The sequence below is a fragment of the Janthinobacterium sp. TB1-E2 genome (assembly GCF_036885605.1).
Classification (GTDB): Bacteria; Pseudomonadota; Gammaproteobacteria; order Burkholderiales; family Burkholderiaceae_D; genus Janthinobacterium; species Janthinobacterium aestuarii.
In genome coordinates, this window is sequence record NZ_CP142523.1 from 2,749,285 (window position 1) to 2,763,102 (window position 13,818).

Annotated in this window: 13 protein-coding genes; 5 read left to right on the top strand and 8 right to left on the bottom strand. The window is 63.6% G+C overall.

Annotated elements, in window-relative coordinates; genetic code table 11:
• Positions 1 to 29 precede the first annotated feature (29 nt).
• From OPV09_RS12505 to OPV09_RS12530, 6 genes are all read right to left on the bottom strand, one after another.
• On the bottom strand, positions 30 to 1,058 hold the full coding sequence (locus OPV09_RS12505; RefSeq protein WP_338681948.1) for a ParB/Srx family N-terminal domain-containing protein: 1,029 nt from the start codon (positions 1,056 to 1,058) through the stop codon (positions 30 to 32).
• Positions 1,059 to 1,157: 99 nt separating this feature from the next.
• Complete coding sequence (locus tag OPV09_RS12510) at positions 1,158 to 2,393, bottom strand: maltoporin (RefSeq protein ID WP_034757610.1); 1,236 nt, start codon at positions 2,391 to 2,393, stop codon at positions 1,158 to 1,160.
• A gap of 91 nt (positions 2,394 to 2,484) precedes the next feature.
• Positions 2,485 to 3,618: an ABC transporter ATP-binding protein gene (locus tag OPV09_RS12515; protein WP_070303052.1), complete on the bottom strand. Its 1,134-nt coding sequence runs from the start codon at positions 3,616 to 3,618 to the stop codon at positions 2,485 to 2,487.
• Positions 3,619 to 3,628: 10 nt separating this feature from the next.
• The gene (locus OPV09_RS12520) at positions 3,629 to 4,468 is read right to left on the bottom strand and encodes a carbohydrate ABC transporter permease (RefSeq protein WP_046684851.1); all 840 of its coding nucleotides are present in this window, start codon (positions 4,466 to 4,468) and stop codon (positions 3,629 to 3,631) included.
• An 8-nt stretch (positions 4,469 to 4,476) separates the two neighbouring features.
• Complete coding sequence (locus tag OPV09_RS12525) at positions 4,477 to 5,391, bottom strand: carbohydrate ABC transporter permease (RefSeq protein ID WP_034758088.1); 915 nt, start codon at positions 5,389 to 5,391, stop codon at positions 4,477 to 4,479.
• A gap of 114 nt (positions 5,392 to 5,505) precedes the next feature.
• Positions 5,506 to 6,768: an ABC transporter substrate-binding protein gene (locus tag OPV09_RS12530; protein ID WP_338681950.1), complete on the bottom strand. Its 1,263-nt coding sequence runs from the start codon at positions 6,766 to 6,768 to the stop codon at positions 5,506 to 5,508.
• 355 nt (positions 6,769 to 7,123) lie between these two features.
• Between OPV09_RS12530 and OPV09_RS12535 the strand changes: the two genes are divergently transcribed.
• Genes OPV09_RS12535 through OPV09_RS12545 form a run of 3 tightly spaced genes read left to right on the top strand, consistent with a single transcriptional unit; the run spans position 7,124 to position 10,596 of the window.
• Positions 7,124 to 8,452, top strand: a complete 1,329-nt coding sequence (locus tag OPV09_RS12535; RefSeq protein WP_338681952.1) for an ABC transporter substrate-binding protein — start codon at positions 7,124 to 7,126, stop codon at positions 8,450 to 8,452.
• Positions 8,427 to 9,140, top strand: a complete 714-nt coding sequence (locus tag OPV09_RS12540) for a response regulator (RefSeq protein ID WP_034757625.1) — start codon at positions 8,427 to 8,429, stop codon at positions 9,138 to 9,140. Before OPV09_RS12535 ends, OPV09_RS12540 begins: the two co-directional genes overlap by 26 nt.
• Positions 9,133 to 10,596 (top strand): ATP-binding protein, encoded by a 1,464-nt coding sequence (locus tag OPV09_RS12545; protein WP_034757631.1) that lies wholly within the window; start codon positions 9,133 to 9,135, stop codon positions 10,594 to 10,596. The genes OPV09_RS12540 and OPV09_RS12545 overlap by 8 nt, the downstream gene beginning before the upstream one ends.
• A 12-nt stretch (positions 10,597 to 10,608) precedes the next feature.
• Here OPV09_RS12545 and OPV09_RS12550 read toward each other — a convergent pair whose 3' ends face one another.
• The gene (locus tag OPV09_RS12550; protein WP_338681955.1) at positions 10,609 to 11,829 is read right to left on the bottom strand and encodes a hypothetical protein; all 1,221 of its coding nucleotides are present in this window, start codon (positions 11,827 to 11,829) and stop codon (positions 10,609 to 10,611) included.
• 249 nt (positions 11,830 to 12,078) lie between these two features.
• Between OPV09_RS12550 and OPV09_RS12555 the strand changes: the two genes are divergently transcribed.
• A complete protein-coding gene (locus OPV09_RS12555) occupies positions 12,079 to 12,456 on the top strand; it encodes a type II toxin-antitoxin system RelE/ParE family toxin (RefSeq protein ID WP_425324045.1) in 378 nt (125 codons plus the stop codon).
• On the top strand, positions 12,425 to 12,760 hold the full coding sequence (locus OPV09_RS12560; protein WP_257620297.1) for a DNA-binding protein: 336 nt from the start codon (positions 12,425 to 12,427) through the stop codon (positions 12,758 to 12,760). Before OPV09_RS12555 ends, OPV09_RS12560 begins: the two co-directional genes overlap by 32 nt.
• A gap of 15 nt (positions 12,761 to 12,775) precedes the next feature.
• Here the strand turns inward: OPV09_RS12560 and OPV09_RS12565 are convergent, their stop codons facing one another.
• Positions 12,776 to 13,798 carry a Gfo/Idh/MocA family oxidoreductase gene (locus OPV09_RS12565; protein ID WP_338681957.1) on the bottom strand — a complete coding sequence of 341 codons (1,023 nt, stop codon included), beginning with the start codon at positions 13,796 to 13,798 and terminating at the stop codon, positions 12,776 to 12,778.
• Positions 13,799 to 13,818 lie beyond the last annotated feature (20 nt).

Here is a 13,818-nt window from a genome sequence, read left to right on the forward strand (position 1 = left end):
AGGCGGGCCGTTGTCGTTTACGCAGCCGCTTATTGCGCCAGCGATTTTTTATAGGCGATGGCGTGGCGCAGCTTGCCCTTGTCGTCGATCAGTTCATCGAACGCTTCCCGGTTGACTTCCCGCAGGGCGCCCAGTTCGCGCGCGCTCTTGCCGCCGCTGACGATATCGTCCGGTTGCAGCGCCACCATCGCTTGCGCGGCCAGCAGGATCACATTCGCATACGCGGTGGCATCGCGCAGGTCGACACGTGCCAGGTCCAGTGCAGGAACGCCACGTAGCCAGTCGGCCCAGTAAAACTCGAGAAATTCTGTGGCGTGTTCCGGCGGCTCGTAGCCGATTTCGCGCGTAAAGTAGACAAGCGAGCGGTACGGGTCGTCGCCCAGGGACTGCAGGCCGATGGCGGGCGGCAGCTGCCGCGGCGTGATGGCCTGGTTGCGGCCGTTTTTCAGCCACACCTTGTTTTCCTCGCGCATGCGGACCCAGAACGCTGCTTCGCCCAGCGCGCTGAAATTGTCGCTGACCTTGACCCAGACCTTCATTTGCCGATTGCGCCCGCCATCGGCATCCCGGAAGGTGGAAAACGTGTGGTGGCCATCGGTCAGGTACACGATGCCGCGCGGGCCGATGACGACGGTCTTCATGTCGCCCGGACGGCTGCCCACGGCCGCCTTGCAGCGGTAGCCGGCCGGTGGCGCGCTGAGCGTGGCGCCGGGTACATTGGCTGTATTGGGCAAGACGTCGCCCTGGCCATTGGCTTCGCACAGGTCGGCGAATTTCTTCGGCTTGGCGATGTCGGCGATGTGCTTTTCCTCGGCCGCATAGCGCCCCAGCTTGTAATACACCTGGTCGTAGCCGATGGCCGGCTGGGTCGGATGCAGTTCATCGAGGCGCACCTGCAGGATGCGCGGATGGGCGGCGCTGCCCACGACAGTGGCCATCAGCGCCTGCTGGCGCGCGCTCAGGACCGGTGCCGGCGCGACGGCGGCGTCGCGGGCCCAGGCCATGCTGGTGAAAACGAGGGCCAGCGCGGCGGCGGCCCGGGGGAATGCGGCGTGCATGCGGCCTCCGAAGTAAGCGGTATCGCGTGCAGCATAGCGCGGCACGCGATTTCGCGCAGTCCGACAGGCGTATGCACTGCGCCATATCAAGACAGCTTCTTAAAACCACGTCTCCACTTGCAGGCCGAACGAGGTGCCGCTGGTGGCGTTGCCATATACGGGGCCCGATTCATTGGCCTTGTTGACGGCGGCCGTGGCGGCGTCGTTCCATTTGCCGTAGGTGACGAAGGCGCGCAGCTCGGGGCGCGACCAGTAACCCTTGCCCGCCGTCAGGGTGGGCGCAAAGGTCAGCTTGGTCAGGCGCTGCGCGGCGCCGCCCGTGGGCGAGGTCACGCGGTCCGTGCCCAGTTCGAACTGCAGCTTGAAGTTGTCGTTGACGGCATACACGGGGCGCACGCCCAGGGTGGTCCAGGTCGAGCTGCCGCCCGTGGCGTCGGACTTGTCGCGCTGCACGATGGCGATCATTTCCGCGCTCCATTCCGGCGTCGGCTGTATCCACAGCGAATTGAAGATGCGCAAGCGCGTGACGTCGCTGCCGTTGCGGATCGAGCCCGTCGTGCCCATGCGGTTGCAGCACTGGCCGCCGGCGCCCGTGCCCGGCCCGACGCCGTACTGGATGCCGAAGGTGTTGGCGCCGCCCCATACCTTGTCCTGCTTGTGCAGCACGGTGGCTTGCCAGCCGCTGTGCGAGGTGCTGTCCTTCTTGTCGGGTGTGATCAGGGTGGTCAGCACTTCCAGCGTGCCATCCTGGTTGATGGGGATGCCCTGGTAGACGAGGTTTTGCCGGATGGCCGAGTTGCCGGGCTTGTCGTTATCCTTGAAGAAACCATAGCTGATGCGGCCCGGTCCCAGCTTGTACTGGTCGATGCCGCCGCCCGTGCCGTTCATATTGATGTATTGCAAGTCCAGCATGTGGATGTCGGGACGCATGTAGTAGCGCTTGCCGATCCAGGCCGTGCCGCCGTTGAGGATTTCGATGTTTTTCGCTTCCACGTACATCTTGGACATGCTCAGGTCCGAATCGCTGACGGCGGAGCTGGGCGTATAGGCGGCCACCATGATATGGCCGACGAAGCTGACGCCGTTGGGCGACTTGGCCATTTCCTTCTGGTATTCGAATTCGCCATAGGTGTCGCATTCGTTGCCGAGCCGGTAGCGCATGGTATTGCCGCCCAGGCCGTAGCAGCTTTGCGGGCCGCGGCTGTCCGTGCTCGAGCCGAGGCCGGCGCGGAAGTAGCCGTGGTATTCGCCTTCGGCATCGCTGGCGTGGGCGGCGCCGCAGGCCAGCAGCATGGCGCAGGCCAGCGCCAGCGAGGTCTTCATCGGGTGTTGCATGGAGTCTCCTTGTCGTTATCAAAATGCGTGCTTGGGCACGTCGTACCGGATCGCTGCCGATCCAATCGGGGAACTGCCTGGGCAGAAAGGCTCAGGCGGCCAATATCTGTTTCGATGAAATCAGGTTGCCGGGCTGGCGCCGCGTGCGCGCCACGCCTTGCGCGTCGAACAAATGGAAGGCGCTGCTGGCGGCCGAGACCGTGAATGGCTGGCCCAGCGGCACGCGGTTGTTGCCGTCGCCGCGTATCACCAGTTCCTGGCCGTTGTCCAGCGCCAGGTAAATGAAGTTGGCTTCGCCCAGGTGTTCCACCAGGCTGACGACGCCCTGGAAGCGGGCGCTGCCGTCGCCGTTTTCGAGGATGTGTTCGGCCCGCAGGCCCACCGTGACGGCGTCGCCTGCATGCAGGCCGGCCGGGTCGACGAGGGCCGTGATTTCCTGGCCGCTGGCCAGCGCCACGCGCACGCCATCGTCCTGTGCGGCGACGACCTTGCCTTCGAAGAAATTCATCATCGGCGCGCCGATGAAGCCGGCCACGAAGCGGTTCGCCGGCTGCTGGTACAGTTCCAAAGGCGTGCCCGCCTGCTGGATATGGCCGCCATGCATGACGACGATCTTGTCGCCCAGGGTCATGGCCTCGACCTGGTCGTGCGTGACGTAGACGATGGTGGCGTTCAACTGGCGGTGCAGCTTGGCAATTTCCAGCCGCGTCTGCACGCGCAGGGCCGCGTCGAGGTTCGACAGCGGCTCGTCGAACAGGAACAGCTGCGGTTCGCGCACGATGGCACGGCCGATGGCCACCCGCTGGCGCTGGCCGCCCGACAGTTCGCGCGGCAGGCGTTCCAGCAGGTGGTCGATCTTCAGAATGGCGGCCGCGTGGCGCACGCGCTGGGCGATGGCGTCCTTGCTGGCGCCGGCGATCTTCAGGCCGAACGCCATGTTGCGGTACACGCTCATGTGCGGATACAGCGCATAGCTCTGGAAGACCATGGCGATGCCCCGTTCGGCCGGCGGCAAGTCGTTGACGACCTTGCCGCCGATGGACAAGGTGCCTTGCGAAATGCTTTCCAGGCCGCACAGCATGCGCAGCAAGGTCGATTTGCCGCAGCCGGAAGGGCCCACCAGCACGACGAATTCACCGTCGCGGATGTCGAGGTCGATGCCGGCCAGCACATTGTGGCGGCCGTCGTAGGATTTGGTCAGTTGTTGCAGGCTTACATGGGCCATGGCGCACCTATTATTTGACCGCGCCGGATGTCAGGCCGCGGATCAGTTGACGAGAGAAAATGACGTACATGACGAGTACGGGAATGACGGCCAGCGACAGCGCCGCCAGCACGGAGTTCCAGTCCGTCACGTATTGCCCGATGAATTGCTGCACGCCCAGGGTGACGGTCTTGGTACGGTCCGATGGCGCCAGGATCAGCGGGAACCACAGGTCGTTCCAGGCCGGAATCATGGTGAACACGGCCACCGTGGCGATGGCGGGGCGGATCAGGGGCAGGATCACCTGGAAGAAGATGGCGAATTCGCCCACGCCGTCGCAGCGCGCCGCATCCTTCAGTTCGCGCGGCACCTGGCGCACGAATTCGGACAGGATCATCACGGCCAGCGGCAGGCCCTGCGCCGTGTACACGAGCACCAGCGCCGTCAAGGTGTTGATCAGGTCGAGCCGCACCACCAGTTCCAGGATGGAGACCGTGCCCAGGCGGATGGGGATCATGATGCCCAGCGCCAGGTACAGGGTCAGCAGGCGGTTGCCCGTAAACGTGTATTCGGACAAGGCCCAGGCCGCCATTGCGCCGAACAGCACGATCAGCAGCAGCGACAGCAGGGTGACGAACAGGCTGTTGCCGAAGTACAGCAGGAAGTCCGAATTGGCCAGCACCTTGTGAAAGCCCACGAGCGAAAAGGTCGAGGGCGTGGGCAAGGCCAGCGGATTGTCGAAGATGGCGGCCCGCGTCTTGACTGAGTTGATCAGGATCAAGACGATGGGAAACAGGGCGATGATGGTGTAGCCGGCCAGGATCGCATGCACGGCGGCGCGGCCCAGGGGGCGGGTGGAAACGTTACGCATGGCGGCCCTTACAGTTCGTAGCGTGTCAGCTTGCGCTGCACGAAAAAGAAATACACGCCCACGCCCACGAGGATCACGAGGAACATCATGGTGGCCACGGCGGCGCCCATGGTGGGGCTGCCCAGCTGGGCCTGGTAACCGAAGAAGGTGCGGTAAAAGAAGGTGCCGAGGATGTCGGTGGCGTAGTTCGGTCCCGCCAGCGCGCCTTTCACGGAATACACGAGGTCGAAGGCATTGAAGTTGGCGACAAAGGTGAGGATGGTCACCAGCCCCAGGGTGGGCCAGATCAGCGGCAGCTTGATTTGCCAGAAGATGCGCATGGCGCTGGCCCCTTCCGCGTGGGCCGCCTCGATGATTTCCTCGGGCACGGCCAGCAGGGCGGCATAGATCAGCATCATGGGGATGCCGATATATTGCCAAACGGAAATGAGAGCGATGGTCAGCAGGGCCGTCGATTCCTGGCCCAGCCATGGCGCAAAGTAACTGCCGATGCCGACGCCATCCATCAGCGACTGGCCCACGCCCCACAGCGGCGACAAGATCAGCTGCCAGATGAAGCCGATGATGACGACGGACAGCAGGGTCGGCAGGAAGATCAGGGTACGGTAGCTGCGCTCGCCCTTCAAACCCTTGAGGCTGAAGAGGGTGGCCAGCAGCAGGCCGATGGGGTTTTGCAGCAGCATGTGGATGAGGAAAAACTTGCAGTTGTTCCACATCGCATTCCAGAAACTTTGCGACCATTGCGGGTCGAACAGGATGGTGGCGTAGTTGGCCAGGCCGGCAAAATGGTGCTGGCCGCTCTCATCGGTCGTGTACAGGCCCAGGCGCAGGGTATCGGCCAGGGGCAGGGCGCTGAACAGCGAGTAAATGACCAGCGCCGGGGCCAGGAACACGAGCACGTGCCATGGGAAAGCTTTTTTCACGGCGAAACTCCAGACGAAGAAAAGCACCGGCGGCAGGGCCGCCGGCAAAACCGTGCCACCGGCTGCCGCATCGCACTGCTCAGGCCGGTTGCTCGGGGAGGGTAGACGTGGTGATTACTGTTGCGGCTTGTACCACTTGGCAAAGCCGGACTGGATCTGGCGCGCGGCGTCCTTCGGCGCCAGCTTGCCGTTCAAGACCTGGGCATTGACGTTCCACAGCTCGTTTTCCATGCTCGGTTCGCCACGGTTGAGGATTTGCGCGTTCAGGCGGATGGTCGAGGCGCAACTGGCGCGCCAGCCGTTCATTTGCTTGGCCAGCGGATCCTTGATGGAGATCAAATGGTTCGACAGCGAGAAGAATCCCGTCACCTTGTTGGTGTAGATGTCGGCGAATTCCTGCGAACCGAGCCAGGCGAGGAATTTGTAGGCGTCTTCCTTGTTCTTCGACTTCTTGTTGACGCTCATGCCGATGTCCGTGTGGTCCGAGATATAGCACTTGTCGCCGGCCTTGCGCACGGGCGGGTTGAAGGCGCCCAGTTCCAGTTCCGGGTCTTGCTTGAAGTAGGCGATGTCCCATGAGCCGGACGGGTAGATGGCGGCCTTGCCCAGCGCAAACTGGTTCTGGCTGTCGCCATAGGTTTGCGCGCTGGCGCCCTTGGACAGGTAGCTGCCCAGGCGGGCTTCATATTCCCAGGCGGCGACGAATTGCGGGTCGGTAAATTTGGCCTTGCCGGCGATCAGCGCCTTGCGGCCCTCTTCACCCTTCCAGTAATTGGCGCCGATGCTGGTGAACACCACCTGATTCGCTTCCCACTGGTCGGCCGTGCCCAGGGCCAAGGGCGCATATTTGCCGCTTTTCCTGACCGTTTCCAGCACCTTGAAGAATTCCTCTTCCGTGGCGGGCGGCTGCAGTTTCAGTTCGCGGAAGATTTTCTTGTTGTACAGGAAGCCATGCATGACGGACGCGATCGGCATGCAGAAGGTGTCCTTGCCATCGTCCGTCTGCCACGCCACCTTGGCCGAGGCGGGGAAGTTGTCCATGCCGGCCTTGCCGTCGAGCTTTTCCAGCTGGCCCCGCTTGTACAGGGCCAGCGAGACGTCGAACGGCCGGCAGGCCAGCAAGTCGCCGGCCGTGCCACCGCTCAGGCGCGCGTTCAGGGTGGAATCGTATTCGGTGGGGGCGGTGGGCGAGAACTTGATTTCGATGCCAGGATGCTTTTTCTGGAAGGCGGGAATGAGCACCGTTTCCCACAGGGTCTTGTCATCCACGCGCCAGCTTTCGATGGTGAGCGTGCCCGCCTGTGCCGTGCCGCTGGCCAGCAGCAGGGCCAGCAATGTGTTGCGCGCGGCCGCGCCGCCTTTTGCATGCAGTTGCATGTCGTCTCCTTGTTGGTGTTGGTCTTGTTTGGCTGCCTGTTACGCTGCAGTTGGCGGACAGTAGCATCGGGGGAAATGTGACGCCAGCGTCCGGTATTGTGCCGACGATTATTTCTTATCTCGTTGATTTAAAAGAAAAATCTTGAAATGCGCGGGGGTGCTTGCTTACCTTTCCTTACCGTCGTCCGCTGCCGTGGCGCACCGCGCCGGGCGTCGGGTGTGTGGCGCCCCTTGTGCGGTGCGCAAGGTAGTGCAACAAAAGCTCACGTTTCTTTACAAATCAGGGTACTAAATTACCAACCTGCTGTTTTGTAGTTGGGCTATAGTTTGTCGCGACAAGAACAAGGGGACAGGATTGAAGACGCCGCCGTACAGCACCGCCGACCGCCATGCCGGGGCCGCCCGCCGTCGCGGCGTGGCGGCGCTGGCGCTGCTTGCCTTCATGTGCAGCAGCGTGCCGGCGCGGGCCGAAGCGCTGCAAGTGCTGCACTGGTGGACCTCGGCCGGCGAACGCCGCGCCGCCGACGTGCTGGTGGCGCGCCTGGCGCAGGAAGGCGTCGAATGGCGCGACGCGGCCATCGCGGGCGGCGCGGGCGTCGGCGCGGGCAAGGTCTTGAAGAGCCGCGTGCTGGCCGGCAAATCGCCGGAAGTCATGCAGCTGATCGGCTATACCCTGGGCGAGTGGAGCGACCTGGGTCTGCTGCTGCAGCTCGACAGCGTCGCCGCCAGCAACAACTGGCGCGCAACCATGTATCCCACCGTGTGGGGCTTGCTGCAAAACCGCGGCCATACGATGGGCGTGCCGGCCGGCATCCACCGCATCAATACCCTGTTTTACAACCGCAAGATCTTCCAGCGCCTGGGCCTGGCCGTGCCGCGCAGCTGGAGCGACTTCGAGCGTGTGGCCGGCAAGCTGCGCCAGGCCGGCATCACGCCGCTGGTGCAAAGCAGCGAAGCGTGGCAGGTGGCGACCTTGTTTGAAACGCTGGTGCTGGCTGAATCGGGGCCCGCGTATTACCGCGCCCTGTTTGTCGACAAGAAAGCCGAGGCGTATGCGGACCCGCGCCTGCGCCACGCCTTGCAGCGCTTGAGGTCGCTGAAGCAATGGATGGGCATGCCGCTGCGCGAACAGAGCTGGCCCGAGATGGCGCGCCAGGTGGGCGATGGCGAGGCGGCCATGTACATCATGGGCGACTGGGCGAAGGGCGAGCTGAACGCCTGGGGCCGCGCCACGGACGAGGTATTCGGCTGCGCCGCCGCGCCCGACACGGGCGACTACCACCTGTACAGCATCGATACGCTGGCCATGTTCGCCTCCGACTACACGCACCAGGGCGCACAGGAAAAGCTGGCGCAGGTGGTCGCTTCGCTGCCCGTGCAGCTCGAATACAGCCAGGTGAAGGGCTCGATTCCCGCCTTGCGCCAGGCCGACCTGTCGCGCCTGGACAGCTGTGGGCGCGCCTCGGCGCAGGCATTCGCGCGCGGCGCCGCGTTCCAGGCGCCCAGCCTTGTGCACCGCATGGCCACAGATGAAACCAGCAAGGATGCCATCATCGCCGAAGTGCACCGCTATTTCCTCGATGAGACGATCAGCGCGGCCGACGCGCAACGCCGCATCGGCAGCATGTTGCAAGCGCTGAATAAAAAAGGACGAGACCATGTCACGCAAAATCCTCGTCGTTGACGACGATCAAAAGACCCGCATGCTATTGAAGGCCTACCTGGAAAAGAACCAGTACGAGGTGGGCCTGGCGCACGATGGCGCCACCTTCCTGGCCGAATTCCACCGCCACGTCGACAGCCTGTCGCTGGTGATCCTCGACGTGATGCTGCCCGACACGGATGGCTTTGCCCTGTGCAAGGTGGTGCGCGCCCGCTCGAACGTGCCCATCATCATGCTGACGGCCAGCTCCGACGAGACGGACCGGGTGGTGGGGCTGGAACTGGGCGCCGACGACTACATTGCCAAGCCCTACAGTCCGCGCGAATTGCTGGCGCGCATCAAGGCCATCCACCGCCGCACGGGCATCGACGCGGCCGCGCCGCCCCGCTATTACCGCTTCGTCGGTTTCACGCTCGATACGCTCGAGCGCACGGTGACGGATGCCGACGGCGAAGCGCTGCAGCTGACGGGTCTCGATTTCCAGTTGCTGCGCTACTTTGTCGAGCATCCGGGCGATATCCTCGACCGCAGCGTGCTGTGCGAACAGACGCGGGGGCGCGACGCGGGGCCGCTCGACCGCTCGCTCGATGTGCAGGTGAGCCGGCTGCGGTTGCGCCTGAAGGACGATGGCAAGCAGCCCATGCTGATCAAGACGGTGCGCGGGGCCGGTTATGTGTTCTCGGCCGACGTGAGCAGTGGGCATGCCTGAGCGGGGTGCGCGCCGGCTGCTCGAGCGCCTGCTGCCGCCATCGCTGCTGGGCCGCCTGTCCGTGGTGATGGTGGCCGGCGTGCTGGCCACGCAACTGGTGGGCAACCTGATCTGGGCCACGCAGCTGCGCCGCGACTCGGCCGTGGAGGCGCGCATGGCGTCGCAGCACCTGGCCCGCAGCGCCGCCAGCACCATCCGTTTCTTCCTCAGCCTGCCGGCCAACTACCGCCCCATCCTGATCCAGCAATTTCGCGAGATGGGCGGCACGCGCTTCTTTGTCAACGTCAACCAGGGGCCGCTGGCCATCCGTGAAATCGCCCCGCACGCGCTGGCCGATACGGTGGTGGCCACGGTGGGTGCGGCGCTGAAGAGCGACTTGCCGCAACTGGCCGGCTACCGCGTGGGCTTCGCCTGGCCGAGCGACCTGGTGGTGGCCGACAGCGGCGCGCACATCGGCGACTTGCCGGAAAACTGGGTCCAGCACATCTTGCTGCTGAAACCGAATCCCGCGCCCGTCCTCGTGATCCAGGCCGAGCTGGAGCCGGGCAACTGGCTGTACCTGGCGGCACTGATGCCCAACCCGTATTTCTTGCAGAGCAGTAATCCGTGGACACTCGACCGGGTATTGCTGCAAGCGTTGTCGCTGGCGGCCGTGCTGCTGCTGTCGATCCTCGTCGTACGCTGGACCACACGGCCGCTGGCGGCCCTGTCGGACGCGGCCGAAGCGTTTGGCCGTGGCGAGACGCCGCCACCCCTGCCGCAGACGGGCAGCCGCGAGTTCGTGCAGACGGCGCGCGCCTTCAGCGGCATGCGCGAACGCATCCAGCGCTACCTGGAAGACCGCGAACGGCTGTTCGTTTCGATTTCGCACGACTTGCGCACGCCCATCACGCGCCTGAAATTGCGCACGGAATTGCTCGACGACGACGTGCAGCGCAACGAATTCCACGATGACCTCGATGAGCTGGACATGATGGTCAAGGGGGCGCTGCAATGCGTGAAGGATAGCGATATCCATGAAAACGCCACCGAGGTGCGCCTGGACCCCTTGCTGCAGCGCATGGTGCGCGGAACCCAGCTGGCCGGCCATGAAGTGCATTACGTGGAAACGGACCTGAGCGTGAAGGCCAAGCCCCTGGCCTTGAAGCGCGCCATCGGCAACTTGCTCGACAATGCCCTGTTTTACGGCAAGACCGCCCACCTTTCGGCGTGCCGCGAGGGCGCCAACGTGGTCATCCGCATCCGCGATGACGGCCCCGGCGTGGCCGAAGAGGCGTTCGCCAGCCTGTTCCAGCCCTATGTGCGCCTGGAACATGGCCGCGAGCAAAACGCGCATGGCATGGGATTGGGGCTCGGTATCGCGCGCAGCATCGTCCAGGCTCACGGCGGCGAGCTGACCCTGGCCAACCACCGCGATGGCGGCCTGGAAGCGACCATTCGCCTGCCGGCCCAGTAAGCGACGTCAGCTTTACCCGGCCAGCAGTGCGCTGGGCACGCGCGGCGAAGACATCAGGTCGCGGAAGGCGGCCCAGTGCTCGGCGCGCGTCGCGCCCTGGCGTTCGACATAGGCTTTCGCCATGTCCTGGCCCAAGTTGTAATTGATGACGTATGCGCCCATGGCATCGTAGAACTGCAGGCGCTGCGCGGATTTCTCGGCCGGGTACAGGCGCACGTTGACCAGCCATTCCAGTGCCTCTTCGCGCGTCAGGCTGCCTTTCAGGTATTGGCGCGCGATGTCGTTGTCGGCATAACCGAGCTTGGCCAGCAGCGCGTTGAGTTGCGCATAGCGGGGCGCCAGCGCCGGGTCGAGGCCGGCCAGCGGGTACAGCACCTGTTGTTCGAAAGCCAGCCGTTCTTCATCCGTAAAACTCAGTTCGATGCCGTAATTGGCTGTGCCTTCGGCGATCAGGGATTGCGGCGAATACAGCGGATAGATGCAGTACTCCATCCAGCCCTTGCCTCGCACCAGGTCGCGCTCGAGCAGCACGTTGTAGACGTGGTGGCCCGGATACGCTTCGTGGCAGCCGAGATCGACGGCGCGATCGATGTACACGGGCAAGTCCGTATTGATCTGGATCACGCTCTGGTAGTTGCCCTTGTACCAGTTGTAGCCGCTCCACGGCTTGTCGGTGACAAATTCCAATATAAAATCTTCGCCCTCGGGCAGGGCGATGTAGCGCAAGGTGCGTTCGCGGCCCGCGCGGATGGCCGCATCCATGACGGCGTGCAGCTTGTCGGCGGGAATGATGAGCTGTGCGCGCAAGGCGTTGACCCTGTCGCTGACCGTGCCGTCGCCAGGCAGCAGCGCGTCGATCTGCGCCACCAGTGCTGCATAGTATGCGCGGCTGTGATGGGGCGAGACGGCGTCGTACAGGCGCGCGCTTTCCGTATCGAAATCGAGGCGCGATCCCTGCAGCATCTCCGCGCGCGCCATGACGGCTTGCAGCTGCTTGCGCAGGTTGAGGGCGCGCAGGCCAGTTTCACCGGCCAGCAGGGCCAGCGCCTTGTCCGTCGCAGCCTGGATATCGCTTAAACCCAGTTGCTGTTCCACCGCTTCCTGTTGCCATGCGGGCGGGCCGTAATAGGCATCCACATACGAGGCATCGTGCTGGCCCATGGCCAGGACCAGCCTGACGTAGCGTTCGGCCACGCCGGCGAGAGTAGGAGAGTTGCTGTCGTTGTTCGTCATGGTGGCCTGGTTTTTGCGGTTGGGCAGGCGCTTATTGTATAGCGCAACAGGCTGGAGCGAGGCACGGATACGGAGCACGGACGGGCGGCCTCATTTCTCTATAACAATTAGAAAAATGCATCTTGATATAGCTCAGTGAACCCGGCGTTCGTGGCCTGCGCGTGCGGGTTTGGTAGCAAGATGGCGTGGTCTTCTTTTTTATGTGTACACGTGATCTTCCCCTTGATTTTTCTTCGTTTATGGACGAATATGATGTACGAGATCCGGCACTACCTGACATCATCGGGCAGGGATTTATATACGGAATGGCTGAAGCGGCAGCGCGACAATACGGCCAGGGTGGCTATCGTGCGACGCGTGCTGCGTATGATGCCCGGTAATTTTGGCGATCATAAATTTTGCCACGACGGCGTGTGGGAATTGCGCATCGACGTGGGGCCTGGTTACCGTATTTACTATGCCATCGACGAGGGCCAGATTATTTTATTGCTGTGTGGCGGAGACAAGCGCACGCAGTCGAAAGACATCGAATACGCCTGTGCCTGCTGGCACGACTGGAAGGAGAGAGGACATGAAAGAGGACGTGAAACAGGTCATGAGCAAACCACCAAGAGACCGCTCGCATGACGAAGCGATGGCCGAACTGTACCGCGATGATCCCGCCTTCGCCCTTGAACTGATCAACAATATCCTCGTCGACGGCGACCATGGCGAACTGCTGGCCGTGCTGCGCCAGTTGACGCGCGCCTTTGGCGGCGTGCCCGCCGTGGCGCAGGCGGCCAAGCTCAATCCTACCCAGCTGTACCGCACGTTGTCTCCCGATGGTAATCCCTCCCTGAGTACCTTGACGGCCATCCTCGATGCCATGGGCTTGCGCCTGGCCGTGGAACCCAGGCAGCCCGAACGTCCATTTTCCGCACCGGCTGCCTGAGTTCTTGGCACGCGGCTAGAATTCCACCGGGCGCGCTTCGCGCATCGCTTGCGTCATGGCCAGGCCGATGCGCGTCGCTTCTGTTGCGTCGTGCAAGGTCAGCGACAAGGTGCGCCGGCCCAGTGCCGCATCCGTAAACTCCTGCGCCTCGATCAAGAAGGCGTCGGTGAAGCGGGCATAGAAGTCCGGCGTGCACTCATTGCGCACGCCATGCGCATCTGAAATTTCCACCCTGTTCAGACGTGGATTGCTGCCCACGGCCAGGCGGCCGCCCGTGCCGAACACTTCCGTCAGGGTTTCATGGCCATGCGCCATGGTGCGCGAGGCCATGAAGCTGGCCATGCTGCCATCGGAAAATTCGACCGTTGCCAGCCCGTTGTCGACGTCGCCGAACGCCTGCAAGCCCGTGTGGATGGCGTTGGTGCCGCTCGCATACACGCGCTTGGGTGCGGGGTTGCCCAGCAGCCAGCGCGCCAGGTCGATATCGTGCACGCTGCAATCGAGAAAGATGCCGCCGCTGGTGGGGGCGAAGCGCATGAAGGCGCCGCTGGGGTCGTTCTGGTCGCAGGTTTGCGAACGCACCAGATACGGCTTGCCGATGAGGCCCTGGGCGATCTTTTGCTGCGCGTCATGGTAGCTGGCGTCAAAACGGCGCACGAAACCGATCATGATCGTCAACTGCGGGTGGCGCGCCGCTTCCGCTTCCACCTTCAGGCAGTCGGCCAGGTCCAGCGACAGCGGTTTTTCGCAAAAAACGTGCTTGCCGGCACGCAGGGCGGCGATGATCTGGTCCGCATGCAGCGAGGTGGGCGTGACGAGAAAGACGGCGTCCAGGCCCGGGTGGGCCAGCAGGGCGTCGTAATCCGCATAGCCGGTCGTGATGCCGAGCTGGCTGGCGGCCCAGTCCAGTTCGGCTGGCACGGGACTGCAGGCGGCCACGACTTCGGCATTCGGCACGCGCTGCGCCAGGTTGATGGCGTGGCGCTGGCCCAGCCGGCCCAGGCCGACGATGCCGACTTTTAATGTTGGGGATGACATGGTGTCTCCAGATTTTTTAT